At 47.0% G+C, this 18290-nt stretch carries 11 protein-coding genes and 1 tRNA gene; 7 read left to right on the top strand and 5 right to left on the bottom strand.

Features of this window, described 5'->3' with window-relative positions; translation table 11 throughout:
• The 7 genes from Q1A41_RS11655 to Q1A41_RS11625 form a co-directional block, all read left to right on the top strand.
• Positions 1-4429: type I secretion C-terminal target domain-containing protein (locus tag Q1A41_RS11655; protein ID WP_299978897.1), on the top strand; the 4429-nt coding region annotated here is incomplete at its 5' end.
• A gap of 209 nt (positions 4430-4638) precedes the next feature.
• Positions 4639-4836: a Trm112 family protein gene (locus Q1A41_RS11650; RefSeq protein WP_299978895.1), complete on the top strand. Its 198-nt coding sequence runs from the start codon at positions 4639-4641 to the stop codon at positions 4834-4836.
• Between the two features lie 33 nt (positions 4837-4869).
• The gene (locus Q1A41_RS11645; RefSeq protein WP_299978892.1) at positions 4870-5220 is read left to right on the top strand and encodes a histidine triad nucleotide-binding protein; all 351 of its coding nucleotides are present in this window, start codon (positions 4870-4872) and stop codon (positions 5218-5220) included.
• A 212-nt stretch (positions 5221-5432) separates the two neighbouring features.
• Positions 5433-8057 (top strand): alanine--tRNA ligase, encoded by a 2625-nt coding sequence (gene alaS / locus Q1A41_RS11640; protein ID WP_299978890.1) that lies wholly within the window; start codon positions 5433-5435, stop codon positions 8055-8057.
• A gap of 141 nt (positions 8058-8198) precedes the next feature.
• Positions 8199-9440 carry an aspartate kinase gene (locus tag Q1A41_RS11635; protein WP_299978887.1) on the top strand — a complete coding sequence of 414 codons (1242 nt, stop codon included), beginning with the start codon at positions 8199-8201 and terminating at the stop codon, positions 9438-9440.
• A 217-nt stretch (positions 9441-9657) separates the two neighbouring features.
• On the top strand, positions 9658-9849 hold the full coding sequence (gene csrA / locus Q1A41_RS11630; protein ID WP_166843460.1) for a carbon storage regulator CsrA: 192 nt from the start codon (positions 9658-9660) through the stop codon (positions 9847-9849).
• Between the two features lie 190 nt (positions 9850-10039).
• Positions 10040-10130 (top strand) — tRNA-Ser (locus Q1A41_RS11625).
• 103 nt (positions 10131-10233) lie between these two features.
• On the opposite strand, the gene Q1A41_RS11620 is transcribed toward Q1A41_RS11625, so the two are convergent.
• The 5 genes from Q1A41_RS11620 to Q1A41_RS11600 form a co-directional block, all read right to left on the bottom strand.
• Positions 10234-11511 carry a DUF4147 domain-containing protein gene (locus tag Q1A41_RS11620; RefSeq protein WP_299978884.1) on the bottom strand — a complete coding sequence of 426 codons (1278 nt, stop codon included), beginning with the start codon at positions 11509-11511 and terminating at the stop codon, positions 10234-10236.
• A 48-nt stretch (positions 11512-11559) separates the two neighbouring features.
• Positions 11560-12768 carry a 5-demethoxyubiquinol-8 5-hydroxylase UbiM gene (ubiM, locus tag Q1A41_RS11615; protein ID WP_299978881.1) on the bottom strand — a complete coding sequence of 403 codons (1209 nt, stop codon included), beginning with the start codon at positions 12766-12768 and terminating at the stop codon, positions 11560-11562.
• A 402-nt stretch (positions 12769-13170) separates the two neighbouring features.
• Positions 13171-13401: a hypothetical protein gene (locus Q1A41_RS11610; protein ID WP_299978878.1), complete on the bottom strand. Its 231-nt coding sequence runs from the start codon at positions 13399-13401 to the stop codon at positions 13171-13173.
• Between the two features lie 79 nt (positions 13402-13480).
• Positions 13481-14710 carry a ribonucleotide-diphosphate reductase subunit beta gene (locus Q1A41_RS11605; protein ID WP_299978875.1) on the bottom strand — a complete coding sequence of 410 codons (1230 nt, stop codon included), beginning with the start codon at positions 14708-14710 and terminating at the stop codon, positions 13481-13483.
• A gap of 133 nt (positions 14711-14843) precedes the next feature.
• Positions 14844-17723, bottom strand: a complete 2880-nt coding sequence (locus Q1A41_RS11600) for a ribonucleoside-diphosphate reductase subunit alpha (RefSeq protein ID WP_299978872.1) — start codon at positions 17721-17723, stop codon at positions 14844-14846.
• Between the last annotated feature and the right edge of the window lie 567 nt (positions 17724-18290).

Below are 18290 nucleotides of genomic sequence, written 5' to 3'. Positions count from 1 at the left end.
GGGTGCGATTACCACGGCTTATGAAGCGGTAACGAACAGCACCGACAATGTGGAAACCACCATCCATGATGAGACCACTCCAGGTACACCGCCTGGCCCAGGTCCTCACCCAACACCAACGCCGAACCCTGGTCCTGAAGATACTGTTTTTGCTGAAATATCAGTGGATCAGAGCTCTGTAGAAGAGGGTGGGCAGCTGACCTACACGGTGACCCTAGTTGACAACAATGGCAATGCGGTTAGCGTGCCTGCTGGTGATAGTGTCGAAGTTGTTCTTGATTGGACTGGTTTAGCAGCAGTAGGTGGTGATACGAGCGCATTGCCAGCAAGTGTTGATGTTACTGGTAGCCAAACTCAGTTTACTATTGATGCAAATGATGACTTTATTATTGAAGGTAGCGAGCCTCTCGTTGCTACGATTACCTCGGTTGTCGATACCGATAGTAATTTTGAGCAGACAGCGGTTGGTACGCAGAATGTTGCCAATAGTGCGATCACAGATGAAGCTTCGCCTGACCCAGATGATACTGTGCAGTTGAAAGTTGTTGCCACAGATAGCGCCGGCAACATCATTGGTGATGGCAGTGCTAACGCAACCAACGAAGGTGAAGCTGCGTACTACAAAGTTATTGCAGTAGATCCAGCAGGCAATGAAATTATTAGCCCAGCGGCTGGTAATGTTGATGTGGTATTCACCAACGGCACAGCAGGCGATGCGGACTACGCCAACGCAACGCAAAACGTTGCAATTGGTTCTGTTTTCCAAACAACGGCTGTTGATGATCTGCTATCTGATGATGAAGAGAACTTCACCGTAAGCTTGGGTGCAAATTCTACAATCACTGGTGCTATTACTTCAGCGTATGAAGCTGTGGCAAATAGCACTGATGATGTAACCACTACCATCCATGATGAAACAACTCCAGGTGGACCTCCGGGAACTCCAACACCTGGACCAGAAGATACGGTATTTGCAGAAATAGCTGTAGACCAAAGTGCTGTTGAAGAAGGTGGTCAGCTAACTTACACGGTTACCTTGGTAGATAACAATGGTAATCCGGTAACTGTTCCAGCAGGCGATAGTGTTGAGGTTGTTCTGGACTGGACTGGTTTGGCAGCAAGCGGTGGTGACACCAGCGCATTGCCAGCTAGCGTAAATGTTTCTGGTAGTCAGGCGCAATTTACCGTTGATGCAAATGACGACTTTATTACGGAAGGAAGTGAACCTTTAGTAGCCACGATTACTTCTGTTGTAGATACCGATAACAACTTTGAGCAAACAGCTGTAGGTACTCAAAACGTTGCTAACAGCGCAATTACTGATGAAAGCAGCCCAGATCCTGACGATACCGTAACCCTAAAAGTGGTTGCTACCGACAGTGCTGGCAATATCATCGGCGATGGCAGTGTTAATGCGACTAATGAAGGTGAGGCGGCCTACTATAAAGTCATTGCGCTTGATCCGGCCGGTAATGAAATTGCCAGCCCAGCGGCAGGCACTGTGGATATCAGCTTTACCAATGGCAGTGCAGGTAACAGTGACTATGACAACAGCAGTCAAAATGTTGTTATTGGGCAGGTGTTCCAGACAGTAGCTGTCGATGATTTGATTTCTGACGATGAAGAAAATTTCACTGTCACTATTGATGCTGGATCGGTAGCGGGTGCAATTACTTCGACTTATGAGGCCGTTGCAACAAGCACCGATGATGTGACCACCACCATTCACGATGAAACCACACCTGGTGGTCCTCCGGGAACTCCAACTCCAGGGCCGGAAGATACGGTTTATGCGGTAATCGAAAGTAACGGCGCTGTCGATGAAGGCAACACCTCTGTGTTTACGGTTTCTCTGATTGACCAAAATGGCAATCCGGTGACGGTGACTTCTGATATGGAAGTCGATGTTGTTTTCGCAAATGGAACGGCAGAAACTGGTGACTACACGGCCACAGCGCAAACGGTAACCATCACAAACGGTAACAGCACAGCACTGGTGAATGTGCCTACGGCCATTGACGCTGACTTTGACGATGAAACCTTTACCGCAACGATTGATAGCGTTGGTGCCGGTGCAAGTCAATTTGAAAATGTTGATACCACCACAGGTGCTGACGGACGTACACCTAGTGCGGAGGCGACCATCAACGATGTACAAGGTGACGTGGTCGTTCGTATTAACGATCCAGTGGGCAGTCTTGTAGAGGGTGAAACGGGAACATTCCAGGTTGGTTTATTCGATGTGAATGGCAATCCAGCGCCGAATGCAACTAGTGATGTAACCGTTAATATTACTTATACTGGTACCGCGACTGATGGCTCTGATTATACTCAGGTAGCGGCCGTGACTATTCCTGCGGGAAGTAATAGCGTTAACTTGGATATTGTTACCTTGTTCGACACCGTAGGTAATGAGCCAGATGAAACCGTTAATATGCAGTTGGCAACAGTTTCCGGTGGCGGCTTCGGTAATATTACTATCGATAGTGCAAATGATACCGCAGACCTAACCATCGTTGATGGCACGCCTACAGTGAATATCACTGGCAGCAATCAAGTATTTGAAGCTGGTTTGGCGGCTTCTGGTAGTGGTGAGCTTGCAGACGGTAATGCAAACAACAATAGCGACACTCGTGAATTAACCACAGGTACTATTGAGTTTACCGAAGGTAATGGTGGCGCCAGTGTTCAAATCTCCTACGGTGGAACAACAGTTGTAGCGGCAGTTGGCGCTAGCATTGTTGGCGATAACGGTACCTTAACCGTTACCGCGATTATTCCTCCTAGCAATGGCAACCCTGGTGAAGTTCAGTACGAATATGAGCTGACTTCCAGAGAGGATCACGACGGTACGGATGACAATGAAACATTTGTTGTTTCCGTAATCGATAACGATGGCAATGTGAGTGATGATGCCAGCACCAACTTGGTTATCGATATTGTTGACGATGGACCTAGCACTAACGGTCAGACTCGTGTGATGACTGTTGATGTGGATACTATTGTTTTCAATAGTTATATCGCAGGCTTCCAGAATGAAGTGACTGGCCCTGATAACCAAGCAGGTTGGGATTTCAATGAAATTCAAAATGATTCTGATGCTTTGGTTGACCAGGTTGAGTGGGGGCGTCCATTTAGCCAGAATGGTGTGAACCCTGATGGCAATCGTTCGGGTTATGAGCTGGTGGATGATACAGGTCTTGCATCTGCAGCAGGTGAAGTCGTCCAAACTGATCAATTGATAGAGTTTGGTACCTTTACCCATCATAACTGGCCAACATTTTCGAACTCGGGAACCATTACTAGTATCGATATGACCCTGACCGTTAATGTGGTTATTAATGGTGTTTCAAACCCAGTCACTTTGACGTTAACCTTGGGGCATAACGAAACGTCGAACGGTAACCCCCAGCCGGTAACTAACCCTGATGGAACACCTGTTCTTGATGCGAATGGTAACCAGGTAACTTCAGATATGGATATCATTACCTTGCCAACTACCACTCAAACAGTGACGGTTGGCGGGCAAAATTATGAGGTATCCGTTGATGGTTTCTTGGATAGTAATGGTAATGCAGTAAACACGATTTACACCAATGAAGAGGCGAGTAACAGCTTTACCGTCGTTGGTAAGGTAACCTCAACGGATCCATTGCCTGTTGTTACTGGGCGTGTAGACATTGAGTCTGGCGCAGATACTGGCGCTAGCATTGCTTGGGGCGCACCTTCTGATCCTTCTTTGGGAACATTTACTTCAGGTGGTGATGGAAGTTACAGCTTCGAAGTAAATCGTGAGACTAAAGATAGTTTGGCAGCAGGTGATACAGAGGTCTTAAGTGTTCCTTATACCGTTACCGATAGTGATGGCTCCACAACAAGTAGCTCGGTAACTATTGTTATTGCAGGTAAAGGGGCTGTTACAGGAACTGGCGCAAGCGAAACCTTAAACGGTACCGCAAATGGCGATTCTATTGTTGCTGATGCCGGTAACGATACTTTGAATGGTTTGGCAGGCAACGATACTTTGTTTGGTGAAGCCGGCAGTGATATTTTAATTGGCGGTGCCGGTGAGGATATCTTGTTTGGCGGCACTGGAGCCGATACTTTCGTTTTGGATAACGGTATTGCTACGGGTGAGCAGGACGTTGTTAAGGACTTCCAGATTGGTACCGATGTGCTGGATCTGGGGTCGTTACTGCCAGATGGTGCTGATGCGGCAACACTTGATCAGTACTTACATTTTGAGGAAGACGGTTCAGATATTATTGTGCATATCAATACCGATGGTGATTACCTAGCAAATAGTCGAGATGATGCTAAAGATGAATACACCGTTCGAATTGAAAATGCTGATGCAGCCTTCTTTAATCAAACTGACCAAGATATCTTGCAGGTTCTGATTAATAACAATTCTATCGAAACGATATAATTTCCAATTATTAGCTTTTGATAACGTGAGCCCTTAGAGTAAAACCTCTAAGGGCTTTTTCATTTTAATGGCTTATGTAATGTCTCTTTCCAGCGATCAATGCTGGCCTATAGTACCTTCCTGTTATTGCGGCCCTGCTATTGTAAGAGTATTCATCCATTTAAGCTCTTGCTACAATAGCGCGAACTTTCCTTAGAAAAGGCTTAATAATGCTCGACAAAAAGTTATTATCTATTTTGGTTTGCCCGGTGAGTAAAGGACCGTTGGTTTACCGAGAAGAAGCCCAAGAATTGGTTTGTTATGGTAGTGGTCTTGCCTATCCCGTCCGTGACGGTATCCCAGTCATGCTAGAGGGTGAGGCGCGCGAGTTGAGCCCAGAAGAGCGTGAAGCAGGGCGTAAGCAATAACTTAAACCTTAAAAACACAGGAGTTGTTAAGCTGTGGCAGAAGAATCCATTTTTACCAAAATCATCAATGGTGACATTCCTTCGGAGATTTTGTATCAAGACGAAGACTGTATCTGCATTAACGATATTGCCCCTCAATCCCCAGTGCATGTTCTGCTGATTCCACGCAAGCCAATACCTCGTTTGGCTGATGCCTCAGAGGAAGATCAGGCCTTGTTGGGTCGGCTGATGCTGCGCTCTGGTGATATTGCTCGTCAGTTGGGTATCGATGAGGCTTTTCGCTTGGTCATCAATAATGGCGCAGGTGCAGGGCAGACCGTTTTTCATTTACATCTACACCTGTTAGCTGGTAAAGAGTTTACTGAAGCTGGCTTAGGCTTTTAAGAATAAATCGCGTTCGCAGCCAGGATTTCCTCTGGCTTCGATACCCTCGTTCTGAATGCACCTAAATGGTGCTAGAAGCGCCTTCTCCTTTCCATTTGTATTCGTTTTCGCTGTTTTATCCTCGTGTAATAGTCACTAAAAAACGTTATAATCGCGGCCTTTTGACTATTAATCATCCAGTAGGATGCTATTGAACTGTGGAACGCCTTATCATGAAGAGCGCTGAAATACGCCAAGCCTTTCTAGACTTTTTCCAATCGAAGCAGCATCAAATTGTCGCCAGTAGTTCACTGGTTCCAGGCAATGACCCGACTTTATTGTTCACCAATGCGGGCATGGTGCAGTTTAAAGATGTTTTCCTAGGCGAAGATAAGCGCAGCTACAGCCGAGCAACCAGCTCCCAGCGCTGTGTTCGCGCCGGTGGTAAACATAACGATCTAGAAAATGTAGGTTACACCGCCCGCCATCACACCTTTTTTGAAATGCTAGGTAACTTTAGTTTTGGTGACTACTTCAAGCGTGAAGCCATTAGCTTTGCCTGGGAGTTTTTGACGTCAAAAGAGTGGCTCGGTATTCCCAGCGAAAAGCTAATGGTTACCGTTTACCAAGAGGACGATGAGGCTTTTGATATTTGGCACAAAGAAATGTCTGTGCCAGCAGAGAAAATTGTTCGCATTGGTGATAAAGGCGGTCGTTACCAGTCCGATAATTTCTGGTCGATGGGTGATACTGGTCCTTGTGGTCCATGTACCGAGATTTTCTATGATCACGGTGAGGAAATCTGGGGTGGCCCTCCAGGTAGCCCAGAAGAAGATGGCGATCGTTTTATCGAGATTTGGAACGTCGTTTTCATGCAGTTTAATCGTAGCGCCGATGGCGTTATGGCGCCGCTACCAAAGCCTTCGGTAGATACTGGTATGGGATTAGAGCGTATTGCGGCGGTTATGCAAAACGTACACAGCAACTACGAAATTGATTTATTCCAATATCTATTAGCCGCCACAGCCAAGGCGACTAATACCAGTGATATGGAAAACAAATCACTACGAGTGATTGCTGATCACATCCGCTCTTGTGCATTTCTTGTGGTTGATGGGGTTATCCCGGCGAATGAAGGTCGAGGCTATGTCCTGCGTCGTATTATTCGTCGTGCTATTCGTCATGGGCACAAGCTTGGCCAAAAAGATGCCTTTTTTCATAGCTTGGTTCAGGCATTAGTTGACCAAATGGGCGAGGCGTACCCAGAGCTAAAACAGCAGCAGGCTCAAATCGAGAAGATCTTGCTTACCGAAGAGCAGCAGTTCGAGAAAACCCTGGATAAAGGCATGGCTGTGCTTGAGTCCGAGTTGGCAAATTTAAATGCCAAAGAAATTCCCGGCCAATTGGTGTTCACTTTATACGATACCTATGGCTTTCCCGTCGATCTAACCAATGATATTGCCCGCGAGCGGGTGATGAGTATCGATTTAGACGGCTATGAAAAACTGATGGAAGAGCAGCGTCAGCGCGCACGTGCGGCGGGCTCTTTTAAAGTCGATTACAACGATAACTTAGAGATTGACGGCGAGACTGAGTTCACGGGCTATGAAGACTTAGCTGGATCTTCTACTGTTATTGCTTTGTTTAAAGGCGGCCAAAGCTGTGAGCAGCTCGAAGCGGGTGAGCGTGGCATTGTGGTACTCAGCGAAACTCCGTTTTATGCAGAATCGGGTGGCCAAGTTGGTGATCAGGGTTTGTTAAAGGCTGAAGGGCTTTCGTTCTCGGTGGAGGACTGTGCCAAACAGGGTAACAATCACCTACACATTGGTGAGTTAACAGAAGGTCAGTTGAGTCTCGGGCAGAAGCTGAGTGCCGAGGTAGTTTCCGGCAAGCGTCAGGCGACAGCTTTGAATCACTCGGCAACTCACCTGCTGCATGCAGCCTTGAGAAAAGTATTAGGCGATCACGTCACCCAGAAAGGTTCTTTGGTAGACCCTGAGCGTTTACGTTTTGATTTTTCGCATTTTGAAGCGGTAACCGCCGAAGAGCTGAAGGCAATTGAGGCTATGGTGAATGAGCAAATTCGTGCTAATACTCCGGTACAAACCGATGTTTGCGATATGGAAACCGCAAAAAGCAAAGGTGCCATGGCCCTATTTGGTGAGAAATACGGCGATAGTGTGCGTGTTTTAAGCATGGGCACTGAGCAATTCTCTGTTGAATTATGTGGCGGTACCCATGTTGAGCGCACAGGTGATATTGGCTTGTTACGAATTACCTCCGAATCCGGTATTGCAGCGGGTGTTCGCCGCATCGAGGCGGTTACTGGCCGTGCTGCTGTTGATAGCGTCGATACGCAACAAGCCCAATTGCAAGATGCTGCCAAGCTATTGAAGACCAAGCCTGAAGAGCTGGTAAACAAGCTGCAGTCCTTACTTGATCAGCAAAAGACTCTAGAGAAAGAACTAAAAGCCGCGAAAGCAAAACTGGCTAGTGCCGCAAGCGGTGATTTATTAGGCAATGCTGTAGAAGTACAGGGCGTTAAAGTGCTGGCCGTGCAATTGAGCGATGTCGACCACAAATCTTTGCGCGATACCGTTGACCAATTTAAAAACAAATTAGGCAGCTCGGTGATTATTGTGGCGGTTGTCGATGGCCAGAAAATCTCATTGGTTGCTGGTGTTAGTAAAGATCTCGTTGGGCAATTTAAAGCGGGTGATCTAATGAAGCATGTTGCTACCCAGGTAGGTGGCAAAGGTGGCGGTCGTCCCGATATGGCTCAAGGTGGTGGTGATCAACCAGAGAATTTAGATGCCGCATTAGCCTCTGTCCAAGAGTGGGTAGCCTCACAAATTTAAGCATTGGTGCGCTCTATTAGAGTGCCCCATAAGCGGCCGTTAAACTGGTTAACTTTTGCCAAATTTTAGTGTTTAATGGCCAGCTTTTATAAGCACGATAACCATAGCAAACCGTCTTAAACGGTTAGAAATAGCATAATTATGAGTTTAATTGTTCAAAAATACGGCGGGACGTCGGTGGGCTCAGTAGAGCGCATCAAAGCGGTAGCCGAAAAGGTTGCGAATTTCCGCCAGCAGGGCGATGACATCGTTGTTGTTGTTTCGGCAATGAGTGGTGAAACCAATCGCTTGATTGGCCTTGCTCAAGAGATGCAGCAAACGCCAGATCCACGAGAAATGGATGTGCTGGTATCGACCGGCGAGCAAGTCACTATTGCGTTACTGTGTATGGCCTTGAAAGATTTGGGTTGGGATGCGCGATCTTATACCGGCTCCCAGGTGAAAATTACTACGGACAGCGCCCACACTAAAGCCCGTATCTTGGATATTGATGATGCACCAATGCGGGCAGATTTGGCGGCCGGTCGCGTTGTGGTTGTCGCGGGCTTTCAGGGTGTTGATGAGAATGGTTCTATTACCACTCTTGGACGTGGTGGCTCAGATACCACAGGTGTTGCCTTGGCGGCTGCTTTGCAGGCCGATGAGTGCCAAATTTACACAGATGTTGATGGTGTTTACACCACTGATCCACGTGTCGTCGATGGCGCTAGACGTTTAAGTCGCATTACCTTTGAAGAAATGCTGGAAATGGCCAGCTTGGGGTCAAAGGTTTTGCAAATCAGAGCCGTAGAATTTGCAGGTAAGTACAATGTGCCATTGCGCGTATTGCACAGCTTCCAAGAAGGGCCTGGAACATTAATTACTCTAGATGAGGAAGATAACGATATGGAGCAGCCTGTAGTTGCTGGTATTGCCTTTAACCGTGATGAGGCAAAATTGACAGTACGCGGTGTGCCGGATATCCCTGGTGCAGCTTCAAAATTGCTGGCGCCAATTGGTGAGGCTAACGTTGAAGTTGATGTTATCGTGCAAAATGTGGCGGCTGATGGCACCACAGATTTGACTTTTACTGTGCATCGTAATGATATGGACAAAGCCGCGTCTATTTTGCGCGAAGTTGCCGAGTCATTACAGGCAAAAGAAGTGACATTTGACGACAAAATCGCTAAGGTATCGATTGTTGGAGTCGGTATGAGATCCCACGCTGGCGTGGCTTCTCTGATGTTTAATACCCTGGCAAGTGAAGGGATTAACATTCAAATGATTACCACTTCAGAAATTAAGATTTCGGTGATTATCGAAGAGCGTTATTTAGAGTTGGCCGTGCGCAGCTTGCACTCCGCTTTTGATTTAGATAAAGAACCGGAAGAAGAAATAGGATAATTAATGTTTTGTTAGTTTATTGTGACAGCTGAACTAACAAAGCAAATCATAATCGAATTATTAAAGACCGCCCAAATGGCACTGGTCGAGCGATAGGAAGCTGGGTGAGTGGCTATGGAAAGCACGCAAGGTATGTGAGCCGTGTGGCGGTCAAAAGAATCATAGCGATGTAAAATCGACGTGGTAAGGCCTGCCGGCAAATAACAGGAGAATCAAGATGTTAATTTTAACTCGCCGTATTGGTGAAACCTTGATGGTCGGTGACGATGTGACAGTCACTGTACTAGGTGTCAAGGGGAACCAGGTGCGAATAGGTGTGAATGCACCCAAAGAGGTAGCGGTGCACCGAGAAGAGATCTATCAACGTATACAACGCGAAAAGCAGGAGCCTAACGGAAACGTTTCCTAGGTGTAGCTAAGTGTTGATGCCTAGACACGGATACTGGGCACGTAGATCTCATCAAAAGCGGAGTTGGACTCCGCTTTTGTGTTTCTGGGGTTTGGTAAATCCCAAGTTTGAGAAAGCCGAAAAAAATCGGAAAAAAATCAAACTAAGTCTATGATTTTGTAAGGATTGTGGTATTATGCCGCCCTCGTTTGGAGAGGTGGCCGAGTGGCCGAAGGCGCTCCCCTGCTAAGGGAGTATACCCTAAACCGGTATCGAGGGTTCGAATCCCTCCCTCTCCGCCATTACATTGAAGCCCTAGCGCAAATGCGCTGGGGCTTTTTTGTTTGTCTTGGCTTTAGGGCTTCGCAAAGGAGCAGAACCCTTGGATTCTGACCCTAGGTTTAGTTATGTTACAGCACTGGATGGCAGCACTAGGATGGCGCGAAAGTCGTTGACATTGGTGTATGTTGGGCCGGTCTCTAGAAGCCCTCCAAAGCGCTTAAAGAAGCCGTAGCTATCATTGTTTAGCAAGTATTGCTCAGCATCTACTTGCACTCCTATCAGGCTTTGAGGGTTAATTATGCCCCCGGCATTTCCTCCACTGCCGTCGATACCATCGCTATCAGCTGCTAGGGCATGGATCTGTGGGTGGCCATTGAGGGCGAGGGCAAGTGCTAAGGCATATTCCGTATTGGGTCCGCCTTTTCCCGTACCTTTAACGGTGACAGTTGCTTCGCCACCAGAGATATATAACTGAGCTTTCACAGGCTGGCTATTAGCAGTATTGATGGCAAGCCTAGCGTGGTTTAGTGCAAGTTGGCGCGCTTCTCCAGTGAGCTCCGCCCCAAGGAAATGAGCATCAATGTCGAGCATTGCTAAATAGCTTTGTAGCCTGCTAAAAGCCTGTTTTGGGCTTAGTAGAATACTAAAGTGATTTCTCTCTAGGCACCTTTCTCCAGGCTTTACAGTTTCATTTTGGCCTTCGCTCAAGTGCTGGACGATCGAAGCTGCTGGGGTAATCTGATAGCGTTTGAGGATATCGATGGTATCGGCTTGGCTGCTGCTATCGGCGACAGTAGGGCCTGAGGCGATAACGTCTGGGATATCTCCCACTACATCTGAAATAGCAAAGCAGTAAACGTTAGCGGGGTAGGCCAGATCTGCAAGCTGCCCACCTTTTACCGTGGAGATGTGTTTTCTTACGCAGTTTATTTCTCTGATATCGGCGCCGCTACGCAGCAAAGCGTCGCAGACATTTATTTTTTCTTGCAATGGAATAATTGCTGGAGGCTGGCATAAAAGAGCGGAGCCGCCACCAGATAATAAACAAACCAAGCTGTCCTGTTCACCCAGCGATGCAATTTCCTCCATGATGACTCTAGTCGAATCTATAGAGCTCTGATCGGGCAGAGGGTGAGAGCCAAATAAGGTTTTAAAATGTTGGCATGGATTGATCTCTCCATGCCGGCAAAGTGCATAAGCAGTGGCTGGAAACTTCCCCTGAAAGCGTTTTAATAGTTGTGCTTCACAAGCTTGGGCTAGTTGAATCGCTCCTTTGCCAATAGCGAGAATTAGTGTTCGGCCTTGCGGAGCAATGGGGATTTCGCCTAAGACACCATTGATATCACATTGCTGAATAAAATCGTCAAAGATTTTTTTTAGCAAATTTTCGGGGCTGCTCATAATGCTCGCTGTAAACAAAGGGGGTGAGCGAGCTAATGTAACACAGTTTTATAGCAAGCCTTTGTTCGCTCCGCGAGTCAATCGATGTGTTATCAACTTTTGCAGTGGGGTAAAGCGAGATGCTAAGCCCAGTGTGGTTTTCCTAAGCAGTTTTGCGGGGCCGCTGTCATCATTGAATAGGTTGACAATTAAATTGGTGGCTTCGTATACCGGTTTTGCCATGAGCTGATGTTCAAAGGCATAGCGTTTTAATACCTCCGCACCGCTAAAATCTTTGCCTGAGGCGCGAGCTTTTAAGATGTGTTTAGAGAGCTTATGGGCAGAGTGTAAGCCTAGGTTAAAGCCATGCGCGGTGACAGGGTGCATGCCCACGGCGGCATCCCCAATCAGTGCAAACCTTGAGGCTGTAAAACTATCGGCGTAGGCCCCTACTAATGGGTAGGGTTGCCTTTGGGCGCTAATAGTCATTTTGCCAAGCCGGCCTGATAGGAGTTTGTAGGCATGCTCTGCGTAAGCTGCATCATCTAACTGTAAAAGCTGCTCAGCTTTTGCTGAGTTAACGGTAATTACGATGGAGGATTCTTTCGGCCCTAAAGGCAAAATGGCGCAAGTATGACCATAATGAAAACATTCTTGGGCGATATGTTGATGATCTAGCTCGTGTTGCATATTGCAGACGATCATTATGCGGCCATAGTCTTTCATTTTAGCGGCAATGCCTTTCATTTTTCGGGTAGCAGAAAAGCGACTGTCTGCAGCGATCAGTAGCTTGCAAGAAAGCTCTCTGTGGCCTGATAGTATTAAGGTTGTGCGTTCATTTTCTTCCCTCAAAGAGAGCAGCTTGGTATCGCACAAAAGGCGGATGTTATTCGCTTTTTTAAGCTGCTTAAACAAACTTCGGCGAATTTGATGGTTTGCGACAAGATAGCCTAGGGGTTTCTTAGTTTGTTGCGTGCGAAATTCTAAGGCCAGCGGCGAGCGACCATTTTCGACTTTGGCTTCCTTGAGTGGGTGTTTATCTTTTTCTTGAATTTGCTGCCAGGCCCCCATTTGCTCTAAGAGTTCTTTGGAGGCGTGGTTAAGTGCGATTTCCCGGCCATCTGCTTTGGGGGAGGAGAGATCTTCTTCGCTTTGAATATCCAATAGCGTAATACTGAAACCAGAGTCTGACAGCATGGTGGCCAAACTTAATCCGGCGGGCCCTGCTCCGACAATGACAATGTCTTGCAAAGAGAGTTCTTCAATTGAGTTAGCCATGTCTATTCCTGTCAGGTTTTAAGACGAGATAAGCTAACATGCTGCTTTTTATAATGAGCTGATGGGAATCAATGGAAGCTGGCTTTTGCTCAAAAATTTTCATGCCCTAGAAATGAAATGGGCCAGCAAGTGCTGGCCCGAAATCTTTCCTAAAACCCGATCATTCCTATTCCCTGATCTTTATAGTCTTCCCTGCTGCCGTCCTTGTGTGCGCTTCCGTTAACCTTACCTGGTTATATTGTCCTTGGGCATCCAGCCGCATTTGCTAGCTAGCTTCACTGCCTGCTGCAAATGTAATTGAATTGTAGGGGGAGTCATTAGGTGGATGCAAGCGTCAACGGTCGCTTTGGGTCACTAGAAATAGTGATTTTTTAAGAAAAAGTGGTCAGTGGTTGGTAGCAGTTAGTGGACAGTAGGCTTTTCGTTTATCGGGCTCTTGCTTTGCTGAACCCTGTTAACATTTTTAAGTTCTTGGGGTTTACTTTCGGCGCCTGCTTGAGGCGTATCAGTTTGAGCCTGATCTAAGCTAAGCTTTAAGCGTCTTACGAGGCTATTCATTACCTCCAAGGTTTGAGCAAGCTGATCTAGAGCCATTAATGTGGCTTCGCGTTGACTGTTTTTGTCGTTGCTCATGAATAGATCCTTGCGGGTCGCATTTTCACCGAATCAGATAAAGCGGCCCCATTTTATGAGGCCGCAACTATGTAAAGCCTTAGTCCCAAGAGAGGGCGCCAGCTTGCTGGTATTCAGTTACTTTGGTTTCGAAAAAGTTTTTCTCTTTACGAAGGTCCATGATTTCGCTCATCCATGGGAACGGGTTTTCAATACCTTTCCATAGCTCTTTTAGGCCCAGCTGGGTTAAGCGACGATTGCCAATAAATTTTAAGTACTGTTCGATCATATTGGCGTTCATGCCTAGTACGCCGCGAGGAATCATGTCACGAGCAAACTCACACTCCAGCATTACCGCTTCAGCGATTAGGCGGGTAGCAAGGGTTTGCATCTCTTGATCCCACAGTTGTGGGTTTTCGATTTTGATTTGGTTAATCAAATCGATACCAAAGTTCAGGTGCATAGATTCGTCGCGCAAAATGTACTGGAACTGCTCCGCAATACCGGTCATTTTATTTTGACGTCCCATCTGCAAGATGGCCGCAAAACCACAGTAAAAGAAGATGCCTTCTGCACCGACGTAGTAGCTGATTAAATTTTTCAAGAACTCTTTATCAGCTTCCGGGGTGCCAGTGGTGAAGTCTGGCTTATTGATAACTTCAGTATGCTTCAAGCTCCAGGCGGCTTTGCGGGCCACAGAAGGTTGTTCGCGATACATATTCCAAATTTCGCCATCATCCATTGCCAATGATTCAATGCAGTATTGGTAGGCGTGAGCATGAATCAGTTCTTCGCGAAATTGCAGGCCAATATAGAAACGACATTCTGGCGCTGTGATGTGCTTGTAAATAGAGAGTAATAAGTTATTTGCCACTACTGTATCGGCAGTAGCGAAATAACCTAGGCCCATTTTAATAATACGGCGTTCATCTTCACTTAAACCATTCGGATCTTTCCAAAGGGCCAAGTCAGCTGCCATTGCGATTTCTTGTGGCATCCAGTGGTTTTGTGAGCCATCCAAGTACTTCTGCCATGCCCAGTCATATTTGATTGGCACAACTTGGTTAACATCACTGGTGGCGTTAATGATGCGCTTGTCTTCTGCGCGCACACGAGCACCGGTCATCTCTAGGTCTTGTAAACCAGCGGTAATTTCTTCGGCGTCAAGCTCGACACCGCTGAAAATATCGCTCGCAGGAGGGATATTATTACCCGCCGCAGGAGCTGTCGGTGCAGTGGGTGCGGATGGGCTAGCAGTGGCAGGTGCCGCTGCTGGTGTTGGATTGCTAGGCGCGTTTGCGTCTTCGCTGTAATCATCCCAACTTAACATAGAGTGATCCTTTAATGCTTGAATATGCTCGTGTGGTCTTGTAAGTGCGACCGTTTTTTAAGCGCTGGCCGCCGCGCCTGAAAGGTCTTGAACAGGAGCCCTAGGGGCCCCTGTCTAGACGCTCTCCCCCAAATTATTGACAGGCCTCGCAATCTGGATCATCCAGTGAGCAGGCTTTTGGTACCTCAGCGGGCCCTGCTGCAGCGGCAGGCTCTACCGCAGCGGCTACGGCATTCATGGTGCCAGTATCGATAGTCGATTTCTCCGCGGTAGTAGCTGCTAAGGCGCGTAGATAGTAAGTGGTTTTCAAACCGCTGAACCAAGCCATGCGATAAGTAATGTCCAGTTTCTTACCATTTGCTTCGGCAATATAAAGGTTCAAACTCTGCGCTTGGTCGATCCACTTTTGGCGCCGGCTGGCGGCTTCAACAATCCAGCGAGGCTCAACTTCAAAAGCGGTTGCGTATTTTGCTTTTAGGTCGGCAGGGATACGATCGATTTTTTGCACCGAACCTTCATAGTATTTCAGGTCATTGGTCATTACCTGATCCCATAGCCCGCGCTCTTTAAGTTCGCGAACTAAGAATGGATTTACTACCGTAAATTCACCAGAAAGGTTCGACTTAACGTATAGGTTTTGATAAGTCGGCTCAATTGATTGAGAAACGCCAGTAATATTAGCAATGGTAGCCGTTGGTGCGATAGCCATTACATTGGAGTTGCGCATGCCTTGAGCTTTAACTCGTTGGCGTAGGCCATCCCAATCTAGGGTTTGGCTGCGATCCATTTGTAGGTATTTCTCGCCACGGCTTTCAGCCAGTAATTCAATAGAATCGATAGGCAGTTTACCTTGGCTCCATAAAGAACCGTCGAAGGTGGAATAGGCGCCGCGTTCGGTCGCTAAATCACTCGAGGCGGAAATCGCAAAGTAGCTAATAGCTTCCATCGAGCGATCAGCAAATTCAACGGCTTCTGCAGATCCGTAAGCAATGTTTTGCTTATAAAGCGCATCTTGGAAACCCATCAGGCCTAGACCTACAGGACGGTGACGCATATTTGAAGTGCGAGCCGTTTCAACCGAGTAATAGTTAATGTCGATCACGTTATCAAGCATGCGCACCGCAGTATCGATGGTGCGTTTTAGTTTATCGGTATCGAGCTTACCATCAACAATATGTTGGGCCAGGTTAACAGAGCCTAGATTACATACGGCGATTTCTTCATTGGGTTTTGTGTTCAGAGTAATTTCAGTACACAAGTTAGAAGAGTGAACAACGCCAGCATGCTGCTGTGGGCTACGTAGGTTACAGCTGTCTTTAAAAGTAATCCAAGGGTGGCCGGTTTCAAACAACATACCCAGCATTTTACGCCATAGATCTTCCGCTTTAACTTTGCGGTATAAGCGAATTTCGCCGCGCTCAGCCATGGCTTCGTACTGAGTGTAGCGTTCCTCAAATGCGCTGCCGTATAGATCATGCAAATCAGGCACGTCGTTAGGGGAAAACAAAGTCCACTCTTTGCTTTCAAAAACACGCTTCATAAATAGATCAGGCACCCAATTGGCGGTATTCATGTCATGGGTACGACGGCGATCATCACCGGTGTTTTTACGCAGCTCGACAAACTCTTCGATATCTAAATGCCAGGTTTCCAAATAAGCACAAACGGCGCCTTTACGTTTGCCACCTTGGTTTACCGCAACGGCGGTATCGTTAGCAACTTTTAAGAAAGGTACTACGCCTTGAGATTTACCATTGGTGCCTTTGATGTAGGCACCCAAAGATCGTACTGGGGTCCAGTCATTACCCAAGCCGCCAGCCCACTTGGAAAGCATGGCATTATCTTGCATGGCACCATAAATACCGTGCAAATCGTCAGGTACAGTCGTCAAATAGCAAGAGGACAGCTGTGGACGCAGAGTGCCAGCATTAAATAGGGTAGGGGTAGAGCTCATGTAATCAAAAGAAGACAGTAAACGGTAAAACTCTACCGCTTTTTCATTTTTATCTTCTTCCTCGATGGCCAAGCCCATGGCTACGCGCATAAAGAATATCTGCGGCAATTCTATGCGGGTACCTTCAGTATGAATAAAGTAGCGGTCGTAAAGGGTTTGCAGGCCCAAATAGGTAAACTGAGCATCGCGGCTAGAATCGATCGCCTGGCCTAGCTTCTCTAGGTCATACTCCCGTAGGTTGGGCGATAGCAAATCAAGTTCAATACCTTTTTCAATATAGGCGGGCAGGGCCTTAGCATAGAGCTCAGCCATATCGGCTTGGGTTGCAGACTCTGCAACGGCCAAATAAGACAAGGCTTCTGAGCGCAGCTTATCTAATAGTAGACGAGCCGTGGCGTAGCTGTAATTCGGTTCTTGCTCTACTAGGGTACGTGCAGTAATCACAAGTGAGGTATTAACATCCTCTAGAGAAACACCATCGTAAAGATTACGCATGGCTTCATCTAGGATAGCTTTTGGTTCTACTTCTTCTAGACCGGCGCAGGCGTCATTCACAATGGTGCGAATACGAGCAATATCTAAAGACTCGCTTTCACCTTTGTTATTGATAACGCGAATTGCTGGGTAATCTGGGTCTTCTGCCTGCTCGGTTTTGTCACCGCGCAAGCGGGCGTGTTCTTCGCGATACAAAACGTAATCGCGAGCCACTTTTTGCTCGCCTGAGCGCATTAAAGCAAGCTCTACCTGGTCTTGAATATCTTCAATATGGATAGTGCCGCCTGAAGGCATGCGACGTTTAAAAGTAGCGCTAACCTGATGGCACAGGCTAGAAACAGTTTCATGAATACGCGAAGACGCTGCTGCGGTTCCGCCTTCTACAGCCAAAAAGGCTTTTGTCATAGCGACAGCAATTTTGCTGTCGTCATATGGCACAACAGTACCGTTACGCTTAATAACCCGCAATTGTCCTGGAGCGGTTGCCGAAACGGTTGAGCTGCTCTGCTCTGCCGGGGCAGGAGCGGCTGGGCTAGATTCATTCACTGAAGTGTCAGTTTGCATTTAATTCTCCGCGATAAAGCTGCAAATTCTAATGTGATATATCAGCCATTTTTTTTAATGTGGAAACGGGAAACCACTACATAAGCTGCCAAAAGCTTTGGCAGCTTATGAGGTAAACTGTTTTAAATGTTTGTTGATCGAAAGATCATTACGCTTTGATATAAAGCGCAGGCTAAGCTCAGGTTGGAAACTGTCGATTGACGGTGCCAAGGCAAGACTTGATGAGCTGCTTAGTTCATGAGAACAGCCTGTCTCGTCATTGATTCTGTCTGCTGAAGAATAGCTTGCTAAGCTGTTCATTGACTTTGTAATACCCCTGACCCTTCCATTTGCCAACACAGTTACTGTGTTGTGCGGTTATGCTCTTTATACTACTCGCGACTAACGTTTTCGGCGTAAATTGCGGGCGTACCCCAACAAAGTTCTGCCATCAGCAATCGTTTTATGTATTGCTAATCCATTCAGGCAGAGTGCTGAGTAAAGCCTTACGTCTTTCCTTAACGCTGCTTATTCCTCGTTATTATTTCCGCTAGAGTCGTGTTTCGAGGTGCTGATATTTCCTTCCAA

Source organism: uncultured Pseudoteredinibacter sp., assembly GCF_947502065.1.
Classification (GTDB): domain Bacteria; phylum Pseudomonadota; class Gammaproteobacteria; order Pseudomonadales; family Cellvibrionaceae; genus Pseudoteredinibacter.
Note: the sequence above shows the minus strand (reverse complement) of the source record. Positions and strands in the feature narration are given on the sequence as shown.

Coding starts and splice junctions, on each gene's coding strand:
- csrA (WP_166843460.1), top strand. CDS start 9,658: ATGTTAATTTTAACTCGCCGTATTGGTGAAACCTTGATGGTCGGTGAC.
- ubiM (WP_299978881.1), bottom strand. CDS start 12,768: ATGGCTAACTCAATTGAAGAACTCTCTTTGCAAGACATTGTCATTGTC.
- Q1A41_RS11620 (WP_299978884.1), bottom strand. CDS start 11,511: ATGAGCAGCCCCGAAAATTTGCTAAAAAAAATCTTTGACGATTTTATT.
- Q1A41_RS11600 (WP_299978872.1), bottom strand. CDS start 17,723: ATGCAAACTGACACTTCAGTGAATGAATCTAGCCCAGCCGCTCCTGCC.
- Q1A41_RS11635 (WP_299978887.1), top strand. CDS start 8,199: ATGAGTTTAATTGTTCAAAAATACGGCGGGACGTCGGTGGGCTCAGTA.
- Q1A41_RS11605 (WP_299978875.1), bottom strand. CDS start 14,710: ATGTTAAGTTGGGATGATTACAGCGAAGACGCAAACGCGCCTAGCAAT.
- alaS (WP_299978890.1), top strand. CDS start 5,433: ATGAAGAGCGCTGAAATACGCCAAGCCTTTCTAGACTTTTTCCAATCG.
- Q1A41_RS11650 (WP_299978895.1), top strand. CDS start 4,639: ATGCTCGACAAAAAGTTATTATCTATTTTGGTTTGCCCGGTGAGTAAA.
- Q1A41_RS11610 (WP_299978878.1), bottom strand. CDS start 13,401: ATGAGCAACGACAAAAACAGTCAACGCGAAGCCACATTAATGGCTCTA.